The organism is Pseudomonas sp. SORT22 (assembly GCF_018417635.1).
GTDB lineage: Bacteria > Pseudomonadota > Gammaproteobacteria > Pseudomonadales > Pseudomonadaceae > Aquipseudomonas.
On sequence record NZ_CP071007.1, the window covers coordinates 1,100,976 to 1,126,071 of the forward strand.

The window sequence follows — 25,096 nt, forward strand, 5'->3', positions numbered from 1 at the left end:
GCGGATTTGAGAGAAAGACATGACCACGACAACAACTCACCGAAAAACCGCCTTGATCGTCGCCGCCCTGGTGGTGGCAGGGATTGCCGGCGTGTTCGGCCCGATGCTGCTGGGCCACGACAGTGCGCAGAGCACCAACGACGCCTACGTGTCTGCCGACTACACGGTGATCGCACCGAAGGTGGCCGGCTTTATCAAGCAGGTGCTGGTGGAGGACAACCAGCAGGTCAAGGCCGGCCAGTTGCTGGCGCAGATCGACGACCGCGACTACCAGGCGGCGCTGGCGGCGGCGCAGGCGCAACTGCTGGTGTCCAGCGCGCAAAGCCACAACGCCCGGGCGACCCTCGAGCGCCAGGCCTCGCTGATCGACCAGGCCCAGGCCGCGGTCAGTGCCGACCAGGCTGAGCTGGCCTTCGCCAATCACGAACTGACCCGCCACAGCCGCCTGGCCGAGCAGGGCGCCGGTACCGTGCAGAACGCCCAGCAGGCGCGCAGCCGGGTTGATCAGGCGCGGGCGCGGCTGGCCAACTCGCAGGCGGCGCTGGCGGCGGCGCGCAAGCAGGTGGATATCCTCAGCGCCCAGGTCGACAGCGCCGAAGGGGGCTTCAAACATGCCCAGGCAAGCCTTGAGCGGGCGCAACTGGACCTGTCGTACACGCGCATCGTCGCACCCATCGACGGCATGGTCGGCGAGCGCGCGCTGCGCGTTGGCGCCTACGTCAACCCGGGGGCGCGGTTGCTGTCGGTGGTGCCGCTGGAGCACGCCTATGTGCTCGGCAACTTCCAGGAAACCCAACTGACCCACGTGCAACCCGGGCAGCCGGTGCAGATCCGCGTGGACACCTTCGCCGATGAATACCTGCACGGGCGGGTCGAGAGCATCGCCCCGGCTACCGGTGTCACCTTCGCGGCGGTCAAGCCGGACAACGCCACCGGCAACTTCACCAAGGTGGTGCAGCGCATTCCGGTGAAAATTGTCTTCGACGCCAACCAGCCATTGCTGGATCGCCTGCGGGTCGGCATGTCGGTGGTGGCCACGATCGATACCGGCGCGAGCCTGAGTACCGGTAAAGAGGTCAGCGCCCGATGAAACCTGCATTCGCCCTTTGCCCGCTGCTGCTGAGCCTGCTGGCCGGCTGCAGCCTGGGCCCGGATTTCAGCGCGCCTGACAGCCATGCCCCGGCCGCATGGCCGGCGCTGCAGGAAACCCCCGCCGCCAGTCAGGCCCAGGCCACACCGCTGGAGCAGCGCTGGTGGGAAAGCTTTCACGACCCCAAGCTCAGTGCCCTGATCGAGCGCGCCAGCCAGCGCAACCTCGACCTGCAGATCGCCAGCGCGCGCTTGCTGCAAAGCCGCGCGCTGCGCATAAGCATCGCTTCCGAGCAAACCCCGTCGGTTGATCTGGGCGGCGGATACAGCCGGGCGCGCAACAGTGCCGAAGGCCTCAACGACCCGTCCGGCAACGGCGGCAAGTCGGCCTTCAACCTCTGGCAGGGCGACTTTACCGCCAGTTGGGAGCTTGACCTCTGGGGCCGCGTACGCCGCCAGGTCGAAGCCGCCGACGCGGTGGTCGAAGTCGCCGAGAACGACCGCCGTGGCGTGCTGTTGTCGCTGCTGGCCGAGACCGCCGGCAACTACATCCAGCTGCGAGCGGTGCAGAGCACCCTGGCCGTCACCCGGGAGAACCTTGAGGTTTCGCGGCACAGCCTGCGCCTGTCGCAAATGCGCCTGCGCGACGGGGTAGCCACCGCCCTCGATGTGGCCCAGGCCAGTGCTCAGGTCGCCTCGGTCGAGGCCCGCCTGCCGACCCTGGAAGAGCGCCAGGCACAATTGATCAACGCCCTCGGCCTGTTGCTGGCCGAGCCGCCACGCAGCCTGCAGGCCGAATTGCTGGAGCCAGGCGCGATGCCGACGCCGCAGCAACGCTTTGCCATCGGCGTGCCGTCGGAGCTGGCCGAGCGGCGCCCGGACATTCTTCAGGCCGAGGCCCAGCTGCATGCCGCCACCGCCAGTATTGGGGTGGCCAAGGCGGATTTTTATCCGAGCATCCGCTTGTCGGGCAATGTCGGTTTGCAGTCACTGCAGTTGTCGGATTTCGGCAGCTGGGATGCGCGTCGATTCGCCATCGGCCCGCAACTGAACTTGCCGATTTTCGAAGGCGGGCGCCTGCGCGGCGTGCTCAAGTTGCGCGAAGCCCAGCAGCAGGAAGCGGCCCTGCGCTACCAGCAGGTGGTACTGCGCGCCTGGAACGAAATCGACGATGTGCTGCGCCTGTACAACGCCAGCCAGTTGCGTCGCGACCTGCTCGAAGAGGCCGTGCGCCAGAACCGCATCGCCCTGCAGACCGCGCAGCAGCAGTATGTCGAGGGCGCCGTGGACTTTCTCAATGTACTCAGCGTGCAGGGCGCCTTGCTGGCCAGCCAGGAGCAGTGGGTCGAAAGTTCGGCGGCGGTGTCCCAGGCCCTGGTTGGCTTGTACAAGTCGCTGGGCGGTGGATGGCAGCCGTTCAGCGAGCCGTTGCAGACCGCCGCCCAGGGGTGATCGTTGCGCGGTCATGCACCCGGCGTGCTGCGCTCGATCGCCTAGAGCGCGCGGTCCAGGCCGAAGCGTTTTTTCAGCACGCGCTGCAGCAAGCCCCGCGGCAGCCAGTTTTGCAGCAGCGGCAAGGCGCGGCTGCCATTGCCCAGGCGTACCAGCGCCGCCGGCTCTGGCTGGCGCACGGCCTTGAGGACATCGCGGGCGAAGTCGGCCGCCGGGGTCGGTTTGTCCTGGGAGGCGCGTGAGCGGGCACGGATGCCTTCGCGCAGCGGCCACCACGGCGATTGTTCACCGATCAGTTGTTCGGCTTCGTGCCCGGCGTTGCTGGCGAATTGCGAGGCAATTGCGCCAGGCTGTACTTCCATGACCCGTATGCCAAAGGGCGCCACTTCCAGGCGCAAGGCTTCGCTCAGGGCGTGCACGGCCGCCTTGGAGGCGCAGTAGGCGCCGGCGAACGGCGTGACCAGTACCCCGGAAACACTGCCGATATTCACCACCAGGCCTTTGTTGCGGCGTAGCGCCGGGAACAATGCGCGGGTGACCCCGACCACGGCGAACACATTGGTTTCGAATTGCCGGCGCATCGCCTCGGCGCCGCCATCGAGCAGCGGCCCCATGGCGCCGTAGCCGGCGTTGTTGATCAGTACATCGAGGCCCTGGCCGTGCTGTTCCAGTTCACCGGCCAGTTGCGTCAGCGCCTGCTGGTCATTGACGTCCAGTTGGCGGGCATTGAAGCCGCTGGCGGCCAGGCGGTCTACGTCCTCGGCCTTGCGCGCCGTGGCCCAGACCTCGAAGCCGGCATTCTTGAAGGTCTCGGCCAAAGCCAGACCGATACCGCTGGAGCATCCGGTGATCAACACGCTGGGCATGAGCTGCTGTCCTTGAGCAGTGGGGGTACTGGATCATAGTTCAGCAATCAGCGTTTTCAATGCATTTTCCAACCGATCGGTGCAAATGCCGGTCCAGAGCTGGCGTTGGCTTGCCCTGTCATACAGCAGTTGAGTGGGCACGTGGGTGACCTGGGTGTCGAGGGACAACGTTTGAAAGGCAGCGAATGTCAGCTGGTAGAAGTCAACCCGGTCCCGATAGCCGTTATCGGCCAGGGTTGTCACGTTGCGCTTGGCATCGGCACATGCCGGGCAGGTGTCCGAATACACCAGGATCACCACGGGCCTGGCCAGCGGTTGATGATGATTGATCCGTTCGAACAGTTGCTTGAACTGGTCCTGAACCGCTGGCGATGTATCGACCATGACCTTACTCCGCTAGGCAGTGAAGTACGCGGAGTCATTCAACAGGATTTTGCCGCTTGGGTAACCTGGCAAAAATACCAGGTGCTCAGTCGGCGAAGCTGCCTTGCAGGTGCTCGGCGCGGTAGTCGACGCTCTGTGGCCGGTAGCCGGAACGCAGTGGCGGCAACGGCAGGCACTCCTGCCAGCTGGCGCCGGGCTGCAGCTCGCCGGGGCCGCGGTAGCGCGGGGCGGCGTAGGTGTTCTCAGCGAGGTTGACAGTATCGCCCGGGGCATAGGCCGCGACCCGCCAGCGCAGCTCCACCAGTGGCACCGGGTTGCCGTTGTTGATGTGCACCTGCAGCGGGCGATCGGCCGGGCATTGCTCCGGGGCGTAGGTCAGGCGCAGCTCCAGGTGGGCCAGTTGCCTGGCTTCGCGGTTGTCCAGCCAGACCACCCACAACGCCACCAGGCCCAGGCCGAACAGTGCCGCCAGCGAAATCGGCAGGGCTTTGGCCGGGTAGCGCAGCAGCAGGACCAGCCAGGTGAGGATGAGCAGGGCGCCGATGAACATGGAGCGAACCTTGTGGGTGGGGGGGCTTTCATCCTAACCAAAAAGCATCGCGGGGCAAGCCCGCTCCCACAATGTGTAGGAGCGGCGGTGCGACGCCTCGACTTGCCCCGCGATTGGGGTTTTACTGCGCGATGGTCTTGATCGAGATCCCGCGCTCGATCGGCGTCGAGCGTCCGTAGATATCTTCAAAGCGCTCGATATCGTCCTCGCCCAGGTAGCTGCCCGACTGCACTTCGATGATCTCCAGGGGGATCTTGCCCGGGTTACGCAGGCGGTGCACCGAAGCGATCGGGATGTAGGTGGACTGGTTTTCGGTGAGCAGGAACACGTTCTCGTCGCAGGTCACCTCGGCAGTGCCGGACACCACGATCCAGTGCTCGGCGCGGTGGTGGTGCATCTGCAGCGACAGGCTGGCACCGGGCTTGACGGTGATGTGCTTGACCTGGAAACGCCCGCCCATGTCCACCGAGTCGTACGAGCCCCACGGTCGGTACACCTCGCAGTGGTTCTGGGTTTCGCTGCGGCCTTGTTCGTTGAGGGTGTTGACCAGTTGCTTGACGCCCTGGACCTTGTCCTTGTGGGCAATCATCATGGCGTCCTTGGTCTCGACCACGACGATGTTCTCAAGGCCGATCACCGATACCAGCTTGCCGTTGCCGTGGATCATGCAGTTGTGGCTGTCCTGGACCACCACGTCGCCCTTGGTGACGTTGCCGTTGTGGTCTTTTTCATGCACATCCCACAGCGACGACCAGCAGCCGACATCGCTCCAGCCCGCCGACAGCGGCACCACGCAGGCGCGCTGGGTCTTTTCCATCACCGCGTAGTCGATGGAGTTGTCCGGGCAGCAGGCGAAGGTGGCTTCGTCGATGCTCAGGTTATCGCCGTCTTCCTCGCTGCGCTCCAGGGTCAGCAGACAGGTGTCGTAGATATCGGCGTCGTGCTTTTTCAGCTCTTCGAGGAAGCGGCTGGCGCGGAACAGGAACATGCCGCTGTTCCAGAAGTAGCCACCGGCCCGGACGAACTCGGCGGCGCGTTTTTCATCCGGCTTCTCGACGAACTGCGCCACCCGGCTGACGCCTTCGGGCAGCAGCACGTCCTGGCTCGACTTGATGTAGCCGTAGCCGGTTTCCGGCTTGGTCGCCGGCACCCCGAACAGCACCATCTCGCCGCGCTCGGCGGCCACGGTGGCCAGGGCCAGGGCCCGTTGCAGGGCTTTCTGGTCGTCGATCACATGATCGGCCGGGAGCACCAGCATCAGCTCGTCACGGCCTTCGTTGACCAGCTTCATCGCGGTCAGTGCCACTGCCGGCGCGGTGTTGCGCCCGAAGGGTTCCATGAGGATGCCCTGGGTTTGAAGTTTGAGGCTTTGCAGCTGCTCGCTGACGATGAACTTGTGGTCTTTGTTGCAGACCACGATGGGCGCGTCCATGCCGTCGAACACCAGGCGCGAGAGGGTTTGCTGGAACAGGGTGTGTTCACCGGTCAGGGCCAGGAACTGCTTGGGAAACTGCTTGCGCGACAGCGGCCACAGACGCGAACCGCTACCACCGGACAGAATGACTGGAATCATGGGTGTTCTCCAAAAATAGAAATAGGCAGGTGGTTAACGGGTGGATACCGGGCGCTTGACCCAGACCGGCGACAGGCTGCTGCCGGAACCGGTCACGTACAGCACCGCTGCTTCGCCGCGCTCCAGAGCCACAGGCTTCAGATCGCTGACTTTTTTATCGCCTTCATACAGCGCCAGGCTGACCTTGACTGGGTTGATCTCGCGCTCGCCACGGGCCTTGGCGGCCACCGGCTTGACCACTTCGGTCTTGCCGTCGGCGGTCTTCAGGGTCAGGGCCTGGCTACTGAGGTTCTGTACCCGCACCAGGGATTTCTGCTTGTTCTTGAACGGTGGCTCCTCGACCAGTTGCGGCTGGCCCGAGGCGTTGTTGACCAGGGTGTAGTAGTGATCGGCGGCGAGCTTGACCGGCAGGCTCTGGCTGCCGACCTTGGCGCTGTAATCGCCCTGGGGCATGAAGCTGAAGTCACTGCTGCCCTGGGCTGCCACTTCGCTGATCTGGGTGTTGCCAACGCTGGCGCTCACTGGCTGGGCGCCGGCGTTGTAGATGCGCACGAAGGTCGAGCCTTTCGGCGCGGTCGGGCCATACAGCGCGGCGTCGGCGCCGGCCAGGGCTTGCAGCGAGAGCAGGCTGAGGCCGGCGGCCAGGGCGCAGGCTTTGGCGATGCGCAGCTTTTGGGTATGCAAGGTCATGTGCGTTTCCTCTTCAGTTTTCCGTCCGATGGGACGACAGGGCCAGGTCTTGATTGGCATTGCGGGTTTTTTTCAGCTGCGCGATCCACTGCGGATCGAATGCGCTGAGGTCGTTTTTCATTGGCAGATAACGTTCCGGGAACTCCCAGATCAGCACTTGCGGCGCGCTGTTCTTGAAGGCGTCGGTTTGCAGGTACTTGAGCATCGGCAGCATTGGGCCATGGCCGTCTTCGGCGTAATTGACCACGTCGCTGCGCAGCGCTTGCTGCAGGGCTCCGAGGAAGTTCCAGTTGGGGTTGGCGCTGTAGCTGGTGCCGATCAGCGCCACCGGGATTTCACTGTCGGCGAACAATGCATCGCCGCTTTCACCTTCAGCCTCGGCCGGGCGGGTGCTGCGTTTTTGCAGGCTGTCCGGCGGCGGCAGCAGGTTGCTGAACAGCGGGTCGAGCGGCAGGAAGTTGGTCAAATCGCCCTTGTATGGCGCGCTCTGGCGTTGTTCGGTGACGAACTGCTGGGGCTCGCCGTTGAGCAGGGTCTGGCGCGCCACGGCGGCGGCCAGGTGCTGGGCAACCACTTCGGCGCCCATCGGCGTCCAGTGGGTGTCGGTGCGCAGGAACACCTGGCCACGGGCTTTGGCCTCTTGCAGCGGCGCCAGCAGGTCGGGGGCGAACACGCCGGCCTGGCGGGCCTGGGCGTGGAACTCGTTGTACAGGTCGGTGTGCAGGCTGGCCGGGGTCTGTTCGCCGACATACTCCGGATACAGCCGCGCCTTGGCCGGCACAATCGCCAGCACCAGTTGCACGCCGTGTTGCTGCAGGGTGTCGCGCACACCGCGGATCAGCGCCAGGTTCTCTTGTTCGTACTGGTCGCTGTTGGCCACCGGCTTGAACTCCTCGTCACTGAACAGCCAGTGCTCGCGGCCCAGCACCACGCCCGGGCGGCCTTCGTTGAACAGTTTGAAGTCCAGCGCCGCCCACAGGTTGGTGCCGATGCGCTTGAGCGGGAACTGCTCGTCGTAGTGGGTTTCGGCGGCCTTGGCCAGTTTGCCGTCGAGGGCGCTCATCTGCGCAGTGCGCTGGAAGCTGCCCAGGCCGCCCAGCGACCACAGGCCCAGGCCCAGCAACAGGGCGAGGAACAGCAGGGCGTAGAGTTTGCGTAAATGTCGGGTCATGGTCGGCTCGCTCAGAACTGGAAGTAGAGGAACGGCGAGTAGCTTTGCGCCGAGAGCTTGAGGATCGAGGCCACGAACAGCAGCAGCACCAACGCGCGGGTGGCGTACAGGCCCCAGTCCAGGCTCAGGCTGCCGTCGGCATGCACGGCCACCGGGCTGGCCTTGGGCGCGGGCCTGGCGTTGCGATAGAAGTCGCGCAGGCCGAAGTACGCCAGAGTCACGTAGGCCAGCACCAGGGTTGCCACTTGCAGGCCGGTGAGGCTGGCGCGGTTGAGCTCCGACAGTTGCCAGTCACCGAAGCTGAACATGGCGCCGTACATGCGTGCGGCGACGTGCAGGTTTTCGGCGCGGAAGATCACCCAGCCCATCACCACCAGCAGGAAGGTGAAGGCCCAGCGCACCAGGTTGAATCGCTGCGGCGCGGCGTTGATGCCCAGGGCCCGCTCGATCGCCAGCCACATGCCATGCCAGGCACCCCAGACGATGTAGGTGAAGTTGGCGCCGTGCCACAGGCCGCCCAGCAACATGGTCAGGAACAGGTTGCGGTAGGTGGCGAAGGTGCCGCCGCGGTTGCCGCCCAGGGTGATGTACAGGTAGTCGCGCAGCCAGGTCGACAGGCTGATATGCCAGCGCCGCCAGAACTCGGTGATCGACTGGCTGATGTACGGCTGCTTGAAGTTCTCCATGAAGCGAAAGCCCATCATCAGGCCCAGGCCGATGGCCATGTCGCTGTAGCCGGAGAAGTCGAAGTACAGCTGCGCGGTGTAGGCCAGGGCGCCGAGCCAGGCGTCGCCGGTGCTCGGGTTCTGCAGGGCGAAGCAATGGTCGGCGACCACCGCCAGGGTGTCGGCGATGAACACCTTCTTGATGAAGCCCTGCATGAAGCGCGTGCAGCCTTCGGAGAACTTGTCGAGGGTGTGGGTGCGGTGGTTGAACTGGTCGGCCAGGTCCTTGAAGCGCAGCACAGGGCCGGCGATCAGGTGCGGGAATATCGCCACGAAGGCGGCGAAGTCGATCAGGTTGCGGGTCGCCGGGGTGTCGCCGCGGTACACGTCGATGATGTAGCTGATCGACTCGAAGATGTAGAACGAGATACCGATCGGCAGCAGCACATGGGTGAGGATGAACGGCTCAAGGCCGAACGAGGTCATGATCGCGTTGATGCTGTCGACGCCGAAGTTGGCGTACTTGAAGTAGCCGAGGATGCCCAGGTCGACCGCAACCCCCAGCAGCAGCCAGCGCTGGGCCGGCTTGCTGCGCACGCCGGCGGCGCCGACTTTCAGGCCGATCCAGTAGTTCCACAGGGTGACCCCGGCAAACAGCGCCAGGAAGTCCACCCGCCACCAGGCATAGAACACGTAGCTGGCCAGCAGCAACAGGGCGTTGCGATAGCGTTGCCCGCTCAGGTAGTACAAGCCGAGAAAGATCGGCAGGAACAGGAACAGAAACACGTTGGATGAAAACACCATCCCGATCTCTCCTTGTCGTTAGCAACCGGGGCAGCAGCCCCCCAAACCCCCCATGTCGGAACGCGGGGGGCAGTGTTTAAAGCATTGCGGGTTCGCCGCGCTCCTGTGGGAGCGGGCTTGACCCGCGATAGGTCCTAGCTCATTTTTTCTGTTCGGCCTGCGGGTCATAGACCCGGGTCAGGTCGCCGCCCAGGCGGAAGCTCTTGAACGGCTGCATGTCGTGCTTGCGCCCGAGCACGTCGCTGTTGCAGCTGTAGAGGCTGCACCAGGGCTCGAGCCAGGCGTATTTGCTGTCGATCTTGAGGTCGTCCATGTCCTGCTTCTCGCCGTTCTTTGCCTTGAACGGGCTCGGGTCTTTCGAGCCCGACAGCACCCGCTCACCCAGGCGCTTGAGCGCGCCGTTGTTTTCCGGGCGCACATCGACACCATTGGCCTGGGCGAAGCTGGCGATCATCGCCAGCGGCGGCAGGGCGTAGTTGTGGTAGGCCAGGGCGCGCTGCTTGCGCTTGAGCTCGTTGGGCAAGAAGCCCTGGGCGTCGACCTGGTTGGCGGCCACGCGGTATTCCTTGATCGACCAGTCGAACAGGTCGCGGCGGTCGGTGGCGACGGCGGTAGCCATCACCGACCAGGCCGCCCAGTACGAGTGGTTGTTGATCTTCTCCAGCGGCAGGTCGCTCCAGTCCTTGATCACCTGGTCGGCCAGGCGCCCGAACCATTTCTCGATCAGTTCGGCCTGTTGTTGGTGCGCCGCCAGCGGCTGGGAGTTGGAGAACTTCAGGCGCAGCCAGGCCGAGCTGAGGCTGCCCAGCGCCCATTTGCGCATCGACTTGCCGGTGTGGTTGTAGTCGGTGGACATCAGCGCATTGGCGCTGGCCCAACTGCTCAGCCACTCCAGGGTGCAATCGAGCTGCTGCGGGCGGCCATCGCGCATGTACTGCATGACCTGTTTGCTGACCCCGCGCTCGAGGGTGGTGATGCTCGCGGTGGAGTCGCGGAAGGCCTTTTCCGAGGCTTTGTTCAGGGTTGCGCGGGCCTTGTCCGAGCCTTCGTACTTGCTGCGAAACTGCAGCTTGTCGGTGTAGGGCGTGGGGATGGCTGCGCATTTGAAGTCACTGTCGCCGGTCTTGAGTTTTTCGATCCCGGCGTAATAGCCCTGGGGAGGGACCAGCCCGGCAGCGTGCGCGGCCGGGCCGAACAGGGCCAGCGCCAGTGCGAGCGCTGCTACAGGGGATGTGCTGAAATTTTTCATAGGCGCCTCACTTTCGTTTGCACAGCGTGGCTTCGACTTTCTGGCTGCCGCTTTGCGGCCCCTGGACTTCGACGGCGAGCAGGGTCTGGGCGGCCCAGTCCTCATCCTCGCGCAGCTCGAAGGCAAAGCGGCCATCGGTGTCGGCGGTTTCCGGCTTTTCGATCTTCAGGTCTTCGTGGCGGCCGTTCATGTACCAGAGGGTGGCTTGCAGGGTCTTGACTGACTTGTCTTCGAACTGGATATCCAATTGGTGGCGGCCATTGGTCAGGTCCTTGATCACGCCGTTACGGCCGTTGACCATCAGCTCGTTCTTGCCCGGCTTGAGCGCGGTGCTGGCGCTCATCTGCGCAGGCTTGCCTTCGCAGCCGTTGTCGACCAGGGCGAGCATCTGTCGCCAGATGGTTTCCTGGTCGAGGCGGTACAGCGGCGAGAATTCCCAGATGAGGATCTTCGGCGGGTTGTTCTGGAAGTCTTCGCTACCCAGGTACTGGATCATCGAGCCTTCCAGGCCGCCGCCGGGGAAGGCGACGTTGAGCACGTCGGCGCCGATGTACTGCTCAAGGAAGCCCGAGAAGTTGTAGTTCTTGCCGCTGTGGCTGGTGCCGACCAGGGTGATCTGCGGGTTGCCGGAGTCGCCGAACAGGTCGTCGCTGCCGCTCTCGCCCTTGGGCTCGGTGACGAACTGGTCCATGTACTGCACCGCATAGCTGGTGCCGCACAGCTGCCCGGCGACGTTGTGCAGGGTGCCGGTCTTGCCCATGCGCCCGGACTTGTGGCTCTCGAACTCACGCTTGGGTACGTCGGCGAAGGCCGGCATCTTGTGCACGCTGTCGGCGACGATTTTTGCCGCGCGCTCGGCGCCGTACGGGGTCCAGTGCTGGTCGCCACGGAAGTAGAAGTCCTTGCCCTGGTCAGCCGCAGCCAGTTGTTCGTTGGTCAGCGGCGACAGGTCGGGCACGGTGTAGCCCATCTGGCTGAAGCGCCCGAGCATGGCCTGGTAGTTGTGCAGCGCCTTGGCGTAATTGAACGCGGCCTTTTCGGCCGGCTTGAGCATGTTGCGGTTCACCAGGCCGCGGGTCGGCTGGTAGACGATCACCAGTTCCACGCCCTTGGCCTTGAACGCATCGTGCAACTGCTGCAGGCGCCGGTAGCCGGCCGGGGTGGTGTCGAATTCGGTGCGCAGGTCTTCGCGGGTGCGGAACAGCCAGTCGCCCTGGGCTTGCACCAGGGTGGTGAAGTTCTGCTGGTAGCGGGTGGTGTAGCGGCTGGCGTCGTGGGCCTGCGGGCACAGTTGGCAGCACGGCTCGGCGGTGAAGTCCGGTGCCTGGACCTGTTCGGCCGAGGCGCCGGCGCTGATGGCCAGCAGGGCAGTGGCGAGGCCGCAAAGGCTCAGCAGCTTGGTCAGTTGTGGTTGCATAGGATTGGCTTCCTCAGTCCAGCATTTCGGTCTGGCGCTCGACCGGATCGATCAGCACGGCTTTGCCCTGGCGCACCATCAGGTCGAGAATCTCGTCCTGGCGATCGCCCAGTACTCCGGAAAAACTGATGCCGCTGGCCTTGCTCGGCGCCAGCATCGACACCCGGTACAGCTCCACGCTCAGCGGCGAATCGATCGACAGCGGGCCGCTGCCGTTGGCCGCCAGCTCACCGCCGACGACGATTAGCGAGACCTTGGTGTCGAACGGGTCGAGGGCGATGTCGCGGTCGGTCTCGGACAAGTCCTTGATGTGCCCGTAGACGCCTACCAGGCCGTTGGCCATGGCGACGTTCTCGTACAGGCGGATGTTGACGCTGTTGCGCACGCGAATGCCGTGGCGGCGGTTACTGATCAGCTTGTTGCCCCAGATCAGGTTGTCACCGCTCTCGTACAGGGTGATGCCGTCCGTGTGGTTGCGGTAGATCTCGTTGTAGGCGATCAGGTTGTTGACGCTGTTACGGTCGATGACCACGCCCGAGAGCTTGTTGTCGTAGCTCTTGTTGTTGATGATCCAGCTGTCGTTGACCTCGCGTGAAACGATGATGCCGTGCTTCTTCTTGGTCCCGTACACGGTGTTGCCGGCGATGATCAATCGGTGCGAGCGGTCGTGGGGGTCGATGCCGTAGACGATGTTGTCGCGGTAGGTGCTGTCCTTGACCACGAAGTCGCTGGTTTCGTAGCAGTAGAAGCCGTACCACATGTCGCTGAACTCGGAGCCGATGATCCAGCCGGTGGGTTCCGGGCGGCCCATCTGCTTGGCCATGTTCGGTGTGTACTGAGAAATGCTCACGCCGTAGGACTTGCTCTTGGCATAGCCGAAGCTGGCCATCTTGCTGTTGACGATGTAGGTCTCGGTGCCGCCCCACGACAGCAGGAACGGGCGGAATTCCTTCGGCGAGCGGAAGGTCGCCGGGCCGTTGTCTTTCTCGCGCCAGCCAGTCACCCGGGTGTCGCTGACGAACAATTTGCCGTCGTTGACGATGAACGCGCCACCCTCCTGGGACAGGCGCAGTTCCTTGACCTTGGCGTCGATCTCGAGCACGCCTTTTTGCCCGACCACAATCGGCAGGCGCGCCAGGTACACGCCCGGTGCGGTTTCGCGCAGGTACTGGGCGGGCACCTGCTTGCTCAGCTCGGTGAAGTTCACATGGCCGTCGTCGATGAAGATCGCCTGGGGAATGCCATGCTGGCGCGCCACCCATTCGGCCATCTTGTTGTCGCCGCCGATGAACTCCTTGAGGCTGTTTTCCTGGAGCATGCGCCGCACCGAGACCTTGCCCTTGTGCGAGCGGTCGATCTTTTTCTGCACCGCTTGCGCGCTATAGCCGGACAGGTCGGGCAGGGTCGGCGCCGGGATCTGCAGCGGCTCGATCGGCGCGCTGCTGACCGTGTAGGTCTTGGCCTGCTGCAGCTCCTTGGCCACCGGCGTCGGCGCCTGGCCGTTGGCCAGGGCGATGCTGCTGGCCAGCAGCAGGGTGCCGGCCAATAAGGCGTGGAGCTTGTTCGGTTGAAGGCTCATTTGATTGCACCCCAGGCGTCAGAAGCGCCAGATCACGTCGACGAAAGCGCGGTGCATGTAGGAGTCCGCTTCCTTGCCATAGGCATCACCGGGCTTGAACACGCCGCCACGAAAGCGCACCAGTGCCGACGGCTCGTCGATCGACTGGCTCAGCGCGGCGGGCAACAGGCCCTGCTTGAAGTACTTGGTGACCACCAGGTCCATCTCCTGGCCGAGGTCTTTCTCGCCCTGGATCAGCGGCCGGTTGATGCCGTTGTCCTCGACCACGGCGTTGATGCCGCTGCTGCCGATGTTCTGGTCGCCATCGACGCGCCAGAACTTGTGGTAGATCAGGCTGGCGTCGTAGTCGTCGCGCAGTTGCCAGGAGGTGAACAGGGTCGCCGCCTGGACATTGCCCAGCTCGCCACGGAAGGCCTCGCCGAAGCGGTGTACGCGCGAGCGGGTGCCGGTGAAGTTGGAGCGGTTGCTCTCAAGGCCGGTTTGCTCGTAGTTGCCTGAACCGTCGCTACCACCGCCGCCGCTGCCGCGGGCATAAGCGGCGCCGACCTGCCAGTTGGGATCGAGGCGCAGGCGGATACCGAGGTCGGTGGCCCAGGCATTGACGTCGCCGCTCTGCTTGCCGCTGGCCACTTGCTCGCCGTTGACCGTGGTGGTGTTGAGGCTGTCGCGATCGCCGCTCAGCCAGGTCAGGCTGCCCCAGTAGTTGACGCGGTTCTGGTTGCGCCAGTTATAGGCGTCGCTGTTGGCTTCCAGTCCCAGCCAGGTGAGGTCGCCGGTGCGGGTCTTGTCCAGGGCGTCGACGGTTTCGCCGGGATTTTTCAGCTTGCCGTCGTCGTGGGTGTGGTGGGCGCGCAGGCCGACCCAGTGCCCGGGCGTCCACTGCGTGGCAACGTCGCCGTAAATGTGCAGGCGGTCCTTGTCTTCCGGCGCCAGCTCGGTGAGGTCGGTACGGTACTCGCTGAAGCGCTCGGCCACGCCCAGGTTGGCGCGCAGCAGGGTGGTGTCGAAGGTCCAGTTCAGCGCTTCGATGTTGGTGTCGCGCCACATGCCGTCGTCGTTGCGCAGGCGTTGGCGGCCAAAGCGCAGTTGCTCGCCGGGGTAGGCGGTCAGGCCGCTGTAGCCGACCCAGAACTCGCGCATGGCCAGGTAGCTTTTATCGGCTTCGCGGCCATGGGCGCGGCCGCTGTCGGACTCGGCCTCATCGCCGGACTGGCGCAGGGTGTCGGTCTCGATGATGTCGCTGGCGGCCACCGCCTGGCCCATGGCAAAGGCGCTCCAGTTGCCGCGCTCGCCGTACACCCAGGGGCGCAGGTCCAGGCCCAGGCCGTTGACGTCGCCGCCGGAGCGGGTACCCAGGTCGCGGTCGTCTTCGGACTGGCCGGTGATCTTCACGTCCAGGCCGAAGTTCTTTTCAGCGGTCATTGCCGCCAGGGTCGGGCACGACCAGAGCAGGGCGAAGCCCAGGCCTACGCCTGCTTTCATCCACGGATTGAGTGTCATAGGGAGTCCTCGCCTTGTTCGGGTTGCGCTTGGGCCTGCAGGGCCAGGGCATCGGCACCCGGGCCCATGGCGCCACGGGCCTGGCGCTCTTGCTGCAGCAGGCGATGGGCCTGGGCTTTTTGCGCGGGAGTGAGTTGCTGGTCGAGCTGGGCGGCCAGCTCGCGCGACTGATCGCTGGGGTTGGCTTGCGCCAGTTGGCTGAACACCCAGGCGTTGACCAGGTCCTGGCGAATGCCGTGGCCTTCGCTGAACAACTGGGCCAGGGCGTAGTCGGCGCTGAGCTGGCCGCCGCGGGCAGCGCTGAGCAGATGATCGACGGCCTTTTGCGGGTCAACGCTGCCCAGGTAACCGCGGCGATACAGCTGGCCCAGGTAGTAATGGGCGCTGACTTCGCCGGCGTTGGCGGCGCTGAGCAAATGAGTTTCGGCCTGCTGCGCATCGGCCGGCACGGTCTTGCCTTCGTAGTACAGGCGGCCTAGCAGCAGTTCGGCGCGCGGTTGTTCGGCGGCGCGGCCCTTGTCGATGTATTCCATCAGCTTGTCGGTGTCGCCAAGCTCCGGGAAGTCGTAGAGCAACTGCGCCAGGCTGACCCAGGAACCGGGGTTGACCGGCGCCACCTGCTCAAGCAGGGCCTGGGCGGTTTTCTCGTCAGTCTGGCCGAGGCTGCGGTCGGCCAGGACGCGGGCCACGCTGTCGACCCGGGTGGCCGGGATTGCACCGCGCTGGTAGGCGCTTTTGACTTGCTCGAGCAGCGCCGCTTGCTGCTCGGGCTGGGCGCGCTTCTGGTAGACGGTGGCCAGTTCCACGTAGCAGATGTCAGTGCTGCTCAGCGCCGCTTTGCAGATGCGCTCGACCTCGTCCAGGTGCTGGTCGTAGCTGTCCTGGGTGCGGTACAGCAGGATCTGGGCCAGGCCGGCTTCGGGGTAGCCGGCGCTGCGCCACGTGTCGATCTGCTGCTGGGCGTTGGTGCCGGGGAAGCTCTGCGGGTATTGCAGGTAGAGCATCGCCAGCGGGATCAGGGTGTTGCCCTCGCCATTGGCGAAGGCTTTTTTCAATAGGGTTTCGGCTTCCTGGCGCTCGGCTTCGCTGGCGTCCGGCTTGGCCGCCAGCAAACGGCCGAGGCGGGCCTGGGCGCGCGGCGAGATATCAGCGGCGGCGCGGTAGGTGGCTTCGGCCTCCTTGAGCTTGGCCGGGTCGCGGGTTTCCACCTGGATATCGGCGAGGCCCACCTGGGCTTCGCTGTAACCGAGGTCGGCGAGCTGGCGGTAGTTCTGTTCGGCCAGGGCGGTGTCGCCGCGCTTGAGCGCTTCATTGGCCAGGCGCTGGTCGGGCAGGCCGGCACAACCGGCCAGGCTGATGGCCAGGGCCAGGCCGAGAAGGGTGCCACTGTGGGAGCGGGCTTGCCCCGCGATCGAGCACAACGCTTTGGGGAATTGAGGGGCTTCATCGCGGGGCAAGCCCGCTCCCACAGTTGGGGTGTTGAGCATATTCATGGGCAGATCCTCTTAGAGCCCACGGGCCACGGCTTTATCGATCAGCCAGTCCAGCGACGGGCCTCGATTGCTGTCTACCGCCACCGGGCGGCCGGCCAGTTCGCTGGGCAGCGATTCGTCCGGCTTGATCTGCACGCGGATGTCCGAGGACAGGTCTTCGCTGTTCAGGCTGCTACTGCTGACGATCTGCCCGGTACGGGTCTGCTCTTCGCCAGCGACGGTGAAGTGCACGCGCGAGCCTGGTTTGACGTCGTCGAACTGGCGGTAGCTGAAGCGCGCTTCGACCGTGGGAATGGTGGTGCGCGGGACCAGCTGGAAGATCACCTGGCCCTTGCTTGCATACTGGCCGTCATCCACCAGCTGGCGGGCGACCACGCAATCGCAGGGGCTGGTCAGGGTGCCGCTCATCTGTTTGCCGAACAGCTCCTCGACCTTGGCCGGCTCCAGTTGCTGGTCATCCAGGTGGCCTTTGAGCATGTCCAGCATGCTGGTGCTGAACGAGGCCAATGGCGCGCCCTTGACTACCTGGCCGCCGCTCTCCACCAGTCCCTGCACGGTGCCGTCGCGGGGCATGGTGACGTTGCTGGTCGGTACGCTGACCACCCCGGCCTGGGCATGGCTGACGAAGTACAGGCCGTACACCGACTTGGCGATAAAGCCGAAGGCGGCAACGCCAACCACGAACACGCCGAGGCTGAAGGTCACCGCCCGCAAGCGGCCGAAGGCGCTCATCCCGCCGCTGGCGTCTTTCTGTTTGCGCGCCTTGGTGAAGTTGTCACGCTGCAGGGTACTGAGTACGTCGCCGATGGTGATCAGTTCGCCCGACAGGTGCGAGGTGATGATGTGGCGCAGGGTGGCGATGTCGCGGGGTTCGAGGTTCTGGAACTGCACGCCGGCGCGGCCGCTGGAGGGGTCGAAGGAGCGCACCTGGAACTCGATGTCCATGGCCAGGCCGAGCTTGTCGACGGTGAACTGCAAGCGCCCGCGCAGCACTTCGCCGACTTTCAACGGGTGCTTGGCATGGAAGCTCAGGCCGCCGGCGGAAAGGTCGTCGACCTTCACTTCGAGGGTTTCGCGGTTCTCCCCCAGGTAGCGCAGCTTGGCCGGGATGCGTACCCGGGCGTGCTGGCGCTGGGCTTCGGACTCATGCACGACATTGACGTTCACGGCGGTATTCATGGCGATTTGTTCCTGTTTAATCCAATCGGGTTCCGGCTCACACGACCATGAACAGCACAGCAATGAAGATGCTGGCCGCCGAGAAGGTCATGGTCCGGGAGGACCAGGTGTTGAACCATTGTTGAAAGCTGGCGAGGTCGCGCTTGAGGGCAGTGGGCTGGCGGGTCCAGGACTGCTTGTCGAGGCGGAAGAACACGTAGATCTTCATGATCGCGCCGACGATCTGGTTGTAATAAAGAATCAGCGGGTAGGCCGGGCCGATGTTGTGGCCCGAGCACAACAGCATCAGGGTCAGGATCAGCCGGGTGATGCCGATCCACAGCAGGTACACCAGCAGGAACGCCGGGCCGAACTTGAGGCTGGCGATCACCGCGACGGTCAGGCCCAGCAGGCTGGTCCACATCGACACGCGCTGGTCGAACAGCACCACGCTGGTGAACAGGCCCAGGCGGCGGATGCCCAGGCCCAGGGCGCGGGAGTTCTGCCGCAGGTTGTTGCCGTACCAGCGGTACATCAGTTTGCGGCTGGCCTTGATGAAGCTCTTTTCCGGCGGGTGCTCGACCGTGTTGATCGCCGCGTCCGGCACGTAGAAGGTGTCGTAGCCCAGGCGCATGAGGCTGAACCAGCTCGACTTGTCGTCGCCGGTGAGGAACTTGAAGCGGCCCAGGCGCCAGTGCTGCAGCGAGTCGTTCTCGACGTCGGCGATGAACTCGGGGTTGGTCACCACGGCGGCGCGGAACACCGACATGCGTCCGGTCATGGTCAGCACGCGCTTGGACAGGGCCATCGAGCACATGTTGATGTGGCGCTGGGCGAAGCGCAGCTTGTGCCACTCGCTCATGATGTAGCCGCCACGTACTTCACAGAATTCGTTGGTGGTCAGGCCGCCGACATTGCCGAACAGCTTGAACCAGGGCACGGTCTTGCGCACCACGCCTTCGCCGAGCACGGTGTCGCCATCGATCACCGCGACCACGGCGTTTTCATCCGGCAGGTGGCGGGAGATGGCCCGAAAGCCGTAGGCCAGTCCGTCGCGCTTGCCGGTACCGGCAATGCGCACGAAGTCGAGGGTTACGCGCTGCGGCGGGTTGTATTTCTCCCACAGGCTTTTCACCAGCAGTTCGTCGGACATTTCCACCAGCGAACAGACCACAGTGGTCGGGTAGCCGCAGTCGATCGCTTCGCGGATCACCGAGCTGTAGACCTGGGCGGTGGTCAGGGCATCGATGCGAAAACTGGTGACCATCAGGTACACATGAGACGGGTCGGCCGCGCTACCGAGCTTGCGCACCTTGCGCCGCAGGTAGGGGTAGACCAGGTAGAGAAACAGCATGCCGCGGACAAAGTGCGTGGCACCCATGGAATAGCGCCAGATGCCGACGGCGCCGACCAGGAAAATGAAGTCCTTCGAGTCGGGGTCGAAAATGGAGTTGGGCAAGGCCAGGGCGATCAACATGAGCAGGCTCACGTAGAACAGCCAACCGGCGACCTGTAGCAGGCCGTGCTTGAGCCTGTGCATGTTCTGCATCCGTATCGAATGGAAGGGGCGTTGATGGCGCGCGGGGCCGGGCGGCCCCGCGCAACCTGCGGGTTACCAGCAGATACCTTCGGTACGGCTGCTCGGGCAGGAGGCCTTGCTCATGAAACCGACCAGGTCGATGACCTGCTTGCCGGCGGGCGCCTGCTGGGCCAGGGCGCGAAACTTCTCGTCGCGGTTGCCCAGCACGATGACGTCGGCGTGGTTGATCACCTGCTCGAAGTCAGCATTGAGCAGCGACGACACGTGAGGGATTTTCGACTCGATGTATTCCTTGTTGGCGCCGTTGACCCGCGCATACTCGACGTTGCTGTCGTAGATGTTCAGCTCGTAGCCCTTGCCGATCAGGCGTTCGGCAAGCTCCACCAGCGGGCTTTCGCGCAGGTCGTCGGTACCGGCCTTGAAGCTCAGGCCGAGCAGGGCGACCTTGCGCTTGTCGTGGCTTTCGATGATGTCGAAGGCGTTCTGTACCTGCGACTCGTTGCTGGTCATCAGCGAGTTGAGCAGTGGCGCCTTGACGTCCAGGCTGCCGGCGCGATAGGTCAGCGCGCGTACGTCCTTGGGCAGGCACGAACCGCCGAAGGCAAAGCCCGGGCGCATGTAGTACTGCGAAAGGTTCAGGGCCTTGTCCTGGCAGACCACATCCATCACGTCACGACCATCGACGCCGACCGCCTTGGCAATGTTGCCGATCTCGTTGGCGAAGGTAACTTTGGTGGCGTGCCAGACGTTGCAGGTGTACTTGATCATCTCGGCCACTTCGATGTCCTTGCGGATGATCGGCGCGTCGAGTTCTTCGTACAGCGATTGCAGAAGGTCACCACTGGTCTTGTCCAGTTCGCCGATGACGGTCATGGGTGGCTGGTCGTAGTCCTTGATCGCGGTGCTTTCGCGCAGGAATTCCGGGTTGACCGCTACGCCGAAGTCGACGCCGGCTTTTTTCCCCGAGCAGTCTTCGAGGATCGGGATCACCACGTTCTTCACCGTGCCCGGCAGCACGGTGCTGCGTACCACGATGGTGTGGCGGCTGGATTTTTCCCGCAGTACGAAGCCGATTTCGCGGCACACCGACTCGATGTATTCCAGGCCCAGGTCGCCGTTCTTCTTGCTTGGCGTGCCGACGCAGATCATCGACAGGTCGCTGTCGCGAATTGCCGCGGCAAAATCGGTGGTGCCACGCAGGCGGCCATTGTCGATACCCTGTTGCAACAGGGCTTCGAGCCCCGGTTCGACAATCGGCGATTTGCCTTGGTTGATCAGGTCGATCTTGGTGGTGGATACATCGACGCCAATCACTTCATGGCCACGTGCCGACAGGCAGCCAGCACAGACTGCACCCACATAACCCAAACCAAAGATGCTGATACGCATCGCATTCACCTCATGTGTTTATCACGCCGGCTCAATAAATAGAGCCAGACCGGGTTGATTAACCAGCAGTTATCGGGCACACGGAGGCGTGGCAGAAAGATGTCACTTCACCGTGTGCAGGCATATAAATATCAAGTGCAAAAGTCGTTGCACTTAAAGTTGGCAGCCAAAGGCCAATAATTATGGGCGTGCCCTGTTATGCAGCCGTCTTTATTGCAGATCGGTTACCCGAAACTGCAGTGCTTGTTCTTTCAAGTGAATAAAATCCTTTGAAATCAACCACAAGGACGATTTGTAGGGGCGCGTTTCTCCTGGGTTCAACTGTGGGTCGGGTGACCGACACTCAAGTCAAAGTTGTCTGGATGCACAATGACTGTGCGCTCCAATCAATGCTGTAGGTCATCTCTCACATAACGCTCGAGAATCGTTACGGGTGGTATGAGCGATGGCTGAAGGGATAAGTTCCGGGGGCGGTTCAGGGGCCGTGAAAGATTTTTTAATATTTTATCTGATGGCCATACTTTCACTTTGATAGCACTTGTCAGTTTCGTCCCTGTCTATAAAGGACGAACTCGAGGTGGGATGTTTTTATGCCAGTACCGGAAAATTTTTTTCAAAATTCGTCAAAAAATTACGAACGGTCTTATGGCGTTTTGCGATAAAGCTAGAAGGGTGGTTTTTTGGCGCCAGGATTGTGGCGTATTTATCGCGGGACAAGTCGGGCCGCATCGCCCCGCCCCGCGATAGCTTTTACTCGTCCGCGTGATCGCGCAGGAACACCAGGTTGTCGGCCTTCGACAGCTCGGCACTGTAGTAGTAGCCCTGCACATCGAACTGCTTGAGCTGCTCGGGATCGTTGATGCGTTCCTGGATCACGAAGCGGCTCATCATGCCGCGGGCTTTTTTGGCGTAGAAGCTGATGATCTTGTACTGGCCGTTCTTGAAGTCGCGGAACTCGGTGTTGATCACCCGCGCTTTGAGGGCATTGCGCTTGACCGCGCTGAAGTACTCGTTGCTGGCCAGGTTCAGCAGCAGGTCGTCGCCTTGCTCGGCCAGGGCCTGGTTCAGCCACTCGCTGATGCGCGTGCCCCAGAAGGCATACAGGTCCTTGCCGCGGGCGTTGGCAAGCTTGGTGCCCATCTCCAGGCGGTAAGGCTGCATCAGGTCCAGCGGGCGCAGCAGGCCGTACAGCCCGGAGAGCATGCGCAGGTGCTCCTGGGCGTAGCTGAAGTCGTCTTCGCTGAGGCTTTGCGCGTCGAGCCCGGTATACACGTCGCCCTTGAACGCCAGCAGCGCCTGCTTGGCGTTGTCCGGGGTGAAGGCTGGCGTCCAGCTGCCGAAGCGCGCGGCGTTGAGCCCGGCGAGCTTGTCGGAGAGGTGCATCAGCTCGCTGATCTGCGCCGGCGACAGCTCGCGCAACTGCACGATCAGTTCCTGGGAATCATCCAGGTACTGCGGCTGGGTGTAGCGCTGGGTTACCGGCGGGGTGTCGTAGTCGAGGGTCTTGGCGGGGGAAATCACCGTCAGCATCAGGTCGGCTCCTTTATTCGTGGCGCCGATTCTACGGGGCGGGGGCGGCGATCTCCAGCTATCAAGGCAATAGCCACAGACCATCCCGACACTTGGCGCTATAGTGCGCGGCGAGGAAAACGGAGAGCCCGATCGTGCGCATTGCCCTTGTTTTACTGGCTGGCCTGTTCAGCGTCACGGCCCAGGCCGCGCCAGCCCCGGTCGCCACTTTCGACCGCAACCACTGGCCAGAGCAGCTCGACAGCCCGGCGCTGTTCGATGTCGCCTCGCGCGCCGAAATCCTCGGGTTTGCCCGGGTGCTGGCTGAAAGCGAAATGCTCGACCAGAGCGCCCTGGCGGCGCGGCTGAACCTGCGCCAGGTCAATCTGCTGTCGATCAACACGCTGCGCCAGCGCCTGTGGCAGCGCTTATGGCGCAACTACGACCTGGCGCAGAAGAGCTGCGAGCAGGATGCCTCGTTCTGTTATGCCATCGACGACCTGGGCGATTTTCGCAAGCAGACGGCAACCTTCGAAGTCGCCGCCGACTCGTTCTACGCGAGCTGGGCCGAGCCCAGCCGGGCCTTTCACGAGCGCTACCTGGACGAGCTGCTGCGCAAGGCCGCGCTGTTCCCGCAGACCGCCAGCGAAATCGAGCGCTTCTCCGACCTTGAGCGCAATGGCGACGAGCTCAACGACCGGCTATTCATGCTGACCTTCGATGGCGGCCCATCCTTGGCGGGCGGCAGTACCGACGGCCTGGCCGAGTTCCTGCGCCGGCAACGGCTGTCGGCGACCTTTTTTGTGCTGGGCAACAGCCTGCAGAACCGGCGCGACAAGACCTCGCTTGGCGACCTGCGGGCGCTCTACCAGGGCCAGTGCGTGGGCTTGCAAGGCTGGCAGTACCGCTCCCACGGGCAGTGGCAGGGCTGGCAGGACTCGGTGCTGCGCAGCCAGGCGCGGGTGCAGGGCGACTTGCCGCAGCAGTATGTGCCGTTGTTCCGGCCGCCTTATGGCCAGCGCCGTGCCGACAGCCAGGCATTCTTCGCCGGCCAGCATTTGCAGGTGGTGTTGTGGGATATCGACGCCCAGGATCAGGGCGCGTTGAACAGCGAACAGGCGGCCCAGCGGGTGCTGACCTTGATGCTGCTGTGGCGCAAGGGGCTGATCCAGTTTCACGACGCCCAGCCCAAGGCGCAGGAGGCAGTGGCCTGGTTGCTCAAGCAAACGGCTCAGAGTGGAATTGGCTGGGAAGATTGCCGTAATTTCGGCGAAAAGCGTTGAAAGTGTAAAGTTTCGCTAAGAGGCGGGAAGGAAAGATCGCAGGCATTTCACATGACTGGATTTATGACTGTAGCGGTGCTTTGCCCCTGCGCCAAGGGCTAATTGGCAGATCGAAAAATAAACTTCAAAAAAACGTAAAAACGCTTTTTCCGGTCATGGGTTTTGCGGTATTACGAAGACAGACCGCCGAACCCTGCAGCACAGGTGGCGTCCTACGGCCCATTCTTTGTTCGCAGCTCCCTACCCGTAACGACGCGGACCAGGGGAGAACCGGCGGCCACTTCGCGGCGCAGCACCGCTCAGGTATTGCGTCGTCTGGCTCCCACAAAGGTGACCGAGTATGGATGATCAAGGACGCAGCACTTCCTCCAACCAGCCAATCCTTTATGTGCTCGATACCAATGTACTGATTCACGATCCCAACGCTTTGCTCAACTTCGAGGAGCACCACGTCGCCATCCCGATGACGGTGCTGGAGGAGCTCGACAAACTCAAGACGGGCAAACATACGATTGCCGCCGAATGTCGCCAGGCCATCCGCCTGATCGACCAGACCCTGGGCGATGCCTCGCCGGCCGATGTCGAGCAGGGCGTGCCGATCCAGCGCGGCAAGAGCGGCCCCAAGGGCTTCCTGTCGATTCTCATGAGCCCTCGCAACGAGCCCAACCGCCTGCTGCCGGAGAACCTCAACGACAACATCATCATCAACCAGTTGCTCGAGCTGCGTAGCCGGCGCAAGGAACTGGACGTGGTGCTGGTGACCAAAGACATCAACATGCGCCTCAAGGCCCGCGCCTGCGGGATCGCGGCCGAGGACTACAGCACCGACCAGCTGGTGGACGACGTCTCCCTGCTGTCCAAGGGTTACCACAGCGTCACCGGCTCGTTCTGGGACCGCGTCAGCAAGGTCGAGACCCGCCAGGACCATGGCCGCACCTGGCACCGGGTGCAGATGATCGACAACCTGCCGGCCGTGCACATCAACGAGTTCATCATTGACGAGCAGGGCTTCGTCGGCTGGATCAAGGGCATCAAGGATGGCGAGCTGGTGCTGCTCGACCTGCACCAGGAGCCGCTGCTGCACCAGGAAGCCTGGGGCCTCAAGCCGCGTGACATCCACCAGAGCCTGGCGCTGTTCGCCTTGCTCGACCCGGACATTCACCTGGTCAACCTGACCGGCGCGGCCGGTTCCGGCAAGACCATCCTGGCCCTGGCCGCCGCCATCGAGCAGACCATGGTCAGCAAGCGCTACCGGCGCATCATCGCCACCCGAAGCGTGCAGGGGCTGGACCAGGAGATCGGCTTCCTGCCGGGCACTGAAGCAGAAAAAATGGAGCCCTGGCTCGGGGCAATCACCGACAACCTCGAAGCCCTGCACATGGATGACGAAAACACCCATGGCAGCGTCGAGTACATCCTTGAGCGGGTGCCGCTGCAGTTCAAATCGCTGAACTACATTCGCGGTCGCAGCTTCCAGCAGAGCCTGATCCTGATCGATGAATGCCAGAACCTCACCCCGCACCAGATGAAAACCATCATCACCCGTGCCGGCGCCGGTTCCAAAGTGATCTGCCTGGGCAACCTGGCGCAGATCGACACCCCTTACCTGTCCGCCACCAGCTCCGGCCTGACCTACCTGACCGAGCGCTTCAAGGACTTCCCCAACGGCGTGCACATCACCCTGCAGGGCGTACCGCGCTCGATTCTGGCCGAATACGCCGAATCGCACCTGTAA

The 25,096-nt window shown here is 63.5% G+C and carries 20 protein-coding genes; 4 read left to right on the top strand and 16 right to left on the bottom strand.

Annotated features, from left to right (window positions below; translation table 11 throughout):
• Window positions 1-19 precede the first annotated feature (19 nt).
• Entirely contained in the window at window positions 20-1,090 is a 1,071-nt protein-coding gene (locus JYG36_RS05250; RefSeq protein ID WP_213603305.1) for an HlyD family secretion protein, read from the top strand.
• On the top strand, window positions 1,087-2,541 hold the full coding sequence (locus JYG36_RS05255; RefSeq protein ID WP_213603306.1) for an efflux transporter outer membrane subunit: 1,455 nt from the start codon (window positions 1,087-1,089) through the stop codon (window positions 2,539-2,541). The genes JYG36_RS05250 and JYG36_RS05255 overlap by 4 nt, the downstream gene beginning before the upstream one ends.
• Window positions 2,542-2,582: 41 nt before the next feature.
• Here the strand turns inward: JYG36_RS05255 and JYG36_RS05260 are convergent, their stop codons facing one another.
• From JYG36_RS05260 to yaaA, 16 genes are all read right to left on the bottom strand, one after another.
• Window positions 2,583-3,407 (bottom strand): SDR family oxidoreductase, encoded by an 825-nt coding sequence (locus JYG36_RS05260; protein WP_093379686.1) that lies wholly within the window; start codon window positions 3,405-3,407, stop codon window positions 2,583-2,585.
• Between the two features lie 33 nt (window positions 3,408-3,440).
• Window positions 3,441-3,791 (bottom strand): thioredoxin domain-containing protein, encoded by a 351-nt coding sequence (locus JYG36_RS05265; RefSeq protein WP_093379691.1) that lies wholly within the window; start codon window positions 3,789-3,791, stop codon window positions 3,441-3,443.
• Between the two features lie 85 nt (window positions 3,792-3,876).
• Window positions 3,877-4,341, bottom strand: coding sequence for a hypothetical protein (locus JYG36_RS05270; RefSeq protein ID WP_045197219.1), 465 nt, complete (start codon window positions 4,339-4,341; stop codon window positions 3,877-3,879).
• A gap of 121 nt (window positions 4,342-4,462) precedes the next feature.
• Window positions 4,463-5,914 (bottom strand): mannose-1-phosphate guanylyltransferase/mannose-6-phosphate isomerase, encoded by a 1,452-nt coding sequence (locus JYG36_RS05275; protein WP_045197221.1) that lies wholly within the window; start codon window positions 5,912-5,914, stop codon window positions 4,463-4,465.
• A 33-nt stretch (window positions 5,915-5,947) separates the two neighbouring features.
• Window positions 5,948-6,604: an alginate O-acetyltransferase AlgF gene (locus JYG36_RS05280; RefSeq protein WP_045197222.1), complete on the bottom strand. Its 657-nt coding sequence runs from the start codon at window positions 6,602-6,604 to the stop codon at window positions 5,948-5,950.
• Window positions 6,605-6,617: 13 nt separating this feature from the next.
• Window positions 6,618-7,775 carry an alginate O-acetyltransferase gene (locus tag JYG36_RS05285; protein ID WP_213603307.1) on the bottom strand — a complete coding sequence of 386 codons (1,158 nt, stop codon included), beginning with the start codon at window positions 7,773-7,775 and terminating at the stop codon, window positions 6,618-6,620.
• A gap of 11 nt (window positions 7,776-7,786) precedes the next feature.
• Window positions 7,787-9,244 (bottom strand): MBOAT family O-acyltransferase, encoded by a 1,458-nt coding sequence (locus JYG36_RS05290; protein ID WP_195884985.1) that lies wholly within the window; start codon window positions 9,242-9,244, stop codon window positions 7,787-7,789.
• A 139-nt stretch (window positions 9,245-9,383) separates the two neighbouring features.
• Window positions 9,384-10,493 carry a mannuronate-specific alginate lyase gene (locus tag JYG36_RS05295; RefSeq protein ID WP_213603308.1) on the bottom strand — a complete coding sequence of 370 codons (1,110 nt, stop codon included), beginning with the start codon at window positions 10,491-10,493 and terminating at the stop codon, window positions 9,384-9,386.
• A 7-nt stretch (window positions 10,494-10,500) separates the two neighbouring features.
• Complete coding sequence (locus JYG36_RS05300) at window positions 10,501-11,910, bottom strand: alginate O-acetyltransferase (RefSeq protein ID WP_213603309.1); 1,410 nt, start codon at window positions 11,908-11,910, stop codon at window positions 10,501-10,503.
• 13 nt (window positions 11,911-11,923) lie between these two features.
• Window positions 11,924-13,489, bottom strand: a complete 1,566-nt coding sequence (gene algG, locus JYG36_RS05305; RefSeq protein ID WP_195884982.1) for a mannuronan 5-epimerase AlgG — start codon at window positions 13,487-13,489, stop codon at window positions 11,924-11,926.
• Between the two features lie 18 nt (window positions 13,490-13,507).
• Window positions 13,508-14,989, bottom strand: coding sequence for an alginate export family protein (locus JYG36_RS05310; RefSeq protein ID WP_093379717.1), 1,482 nt, complete (start codon window positions 14,987-14,989; stop codon window positions 13,508-13,510).
• The gene (algK, locus tag JYG36_RS05315; RefSeq protein WP_249744401.1) at window positions 14,986-16,482 is read right to left on the bottom strand and encodes an alginate biosynthesis TPR repeat lipoprotein AlgK; all 1,497 of its coding nucleotides are present in this window, start codon (window positions 16,480-16,482) and stop codon (window positions 14,986-14,988) included. The genes JYG36_RS05310 and algK overlap by 4 nt, the downstream gene beginning before the upstream one ends.
• Window positions 16,483-16,494: 12 nt before the next feature.
• Complete coding sequence (locus JYG36_RS05320) at window positions 16,495-17,661, bottom strand: alginate biosynthesis protein Alg44 (RefSeq protein WP_093379721.1); 1,167 nt, start codon at window positions 17,659-17,661, stop codon at window positions 16,495-16,497.
• A gap of 37 nt (window positions 17,662-17,698) precedes the next feature.
• On the bottom strand, window positions 17,699-19,189 hold the full coding sequence (gene alg8 / locus JYG36_RS05325; protein WP_195884980.1) for a glycosyltransferase family 2 protein: 1,491 nt from the start codon (window positions 19,187-19,189) through the stop codon (window positions 17,699-17,701).
• Window positions 19,190-19,252: 63 nt separating this feature from the next.
• Complete coding sequence (locus tag JYG36_RS05330; RefSeq protein ID WP_045197240.1) at window positions 19,253-20,569, bottom strand: nucleotide sugar dehydrogenase; 1,317 nt, start codon at window positions 20,567-20,569, stop codon at window positions 19,253-19,255.
• Between the two features lie 750 nt (window positions 20,570-21,319).
• Entirely contained in the window at window positions 21,320-22,099 is a 780-nt protein-coding gene (yaaA, locus tag JYG36_RS05335) for a peroxide stress protein YaaA (RefSeq protein WP_045197242.1), read from the bottom strand.
• A gap of 134 nt (window positions 22,100-22,233) precedes the next feature.
• Between yaaA and JYG36_RS05340 the strand changes: the two genes are divergently transcribed.
• Both JYG36_RS05340 and JYG36_RS05345 read left to right on the top strand, forming a co-directional pair.
• Complete coding sequence (locus JYG36_RS05340) at window positions 22,234-23,361, top strand: polysaccharide deacetylase family protein (RefSeq protein ID WP_213603310.1); 1,128 nt, start codon at window positions 22,234-22,236, stop codon at window positions 23,359-23,361.
• 340 nt (window positions 23,362-23,701) lie between these two features.
• Window positions 23,702-25,096 carry a PhoH family protein gene (locus tag JYG36_RS05345; protein WP_045197246.1) on the top strand — a complete coding sequence of 465 codons (1,395 nt, stop codon included), beginning with the start codon at window positions 23,702-23,704 and terminating at the stop codon, window positions 25,094-25,096.

Bases quoted from the DNA above. Each gene is read 5' to 3' on its own strand.
- JYG36_RS05300 (WP_213603309.1), bottom strand. From the start codon at position 11,910: ATGCAACCACAACTGACCAAGCTGCTGAGCCTTTGCGGCCTCGCCACT.
- JYG36_RS05255 (WP_213603306.1), top strand. From the start codon at position 1,087: ATGAAACCTGCATTCGCCCTTTGCCCGCTGCTGCTGAGCCTGCTGGCC.
- JYG36_RS05285 (WP_213603307.1), bottom strand. From the start codon at position 7,775: ATGACCCGACATTTACGCAAACTCTACGCCCTGCTGTTCCTCGCCCTG.
- JYG36_RS05280 (WP_045197222.1), bottom strand. From the start codon at position 6,604: ATGACCTTGCATACCCAAAAGCTGCGCATCGCCAAAGCCTGCGCCCTG.
- JYG36_RS05270 (WP_045197219.1), bottom strand. From the start codon at position 4,341: ATGTTCATCGGCGCCCTGCTCATCCTCACCTGGCTGGTCCTGCTGCTG.
- JYG36_RS05310 (WP_093379717.1), bottom strand. From the start codon at position 14,989: ATGACACTCAATCCGTGGATGAAAGCAGGCGTAGGCCTGGGCTTCGCC.
- JYG36_RS05320 (WP_093379721.1), bottom strand. From the start codon at position 17,661: ATGAATACCGCCGTGAACGTCAATGTCGTGCATGAGTCCGAAGCCCAG.
- algG (WP_195884982.1), bottom strand. From the start codon at position 13,489: ATGAGCCTTCAACCGAACAAGCTCCACGCCTTATTGGCCGGCACCCTG.
- alg8 (WP_195884980.1), bottom strand. From the start codon at position 19,189: ATGCAGAACATGCACAGGCTCAAGCACGGCCTGCTACAGGTCGCCGGT.
- JYG36_RS05290 (WP_195884985.1), bottom strand. From the start codon at position 9,244: ATGGTGTTTTCATCCAACGTGTTTCTGTTCCTGTTCCTGCCGATCTTT.
- JYG36_RS05295 (WP_213603308.1), bottom strand. From the start codon at position 10,493: ATGAAAAATTTCAGCACATCCCCTGTAGCAGCGCTCGCACTGGCGCTG.
- JYG36_RS05265 (WP_093379691.1), bottom strand. From the start codon at position 3,791: ATGGTCGATACATCGCCAGCGGTTCAGGACCAGTTCAAGCAACTGTTC.
- JYG36_RS05250 (WP_213603305.1), top strand. From the start codon at position 20: ATGACCACGACAACAACTCACCGAAAAACCGCCTTGATCGTCGCCGCC.
- algK (WP_249744401.1), bottom strand. From the start codon at position 16,482: ATGAATATGCTCAACACCCCAACTGTGGGAGCGGGCTTGCCCCGCGAT.
- JYG36_RS05275 (WP_045197221.1), bottom strand. From the start codon at position 5,914: ATGATTCCAGTCATTCTGTCCGGTGGTAGCGGTTCGCGTCTGTGGCCG.
- JYG36_RS05260 (WP_093379686.1), bottom strand. From the start codon at position 3,407: ATGCCCAGCGTGTTGATCACCGGATGCTCCAGCGGTATCGGTCTGGCT.
- yaaA (WP_045197242.1), bottom strand. From the start codon at position 22,099: ATGCTGACGGTGATTTCCCCCGCCAAGACCCTCGACTACGACACCCCG.
- JYG36_RS05345 (WP_045197246.1), top strand. From the start codon at position 23,702: ATGGATGATCAAGGACGCAGCACTTCCTCCAACCAGCCAATCCTTTAT.
- JYG36_RS05330 (WP_045197240.1), bottom strand. From the start codon at position 20,569: ATGCGTATCAGCATCTTTGGTTTGGGTTATGTGGGTGCAGTCTGTGCT.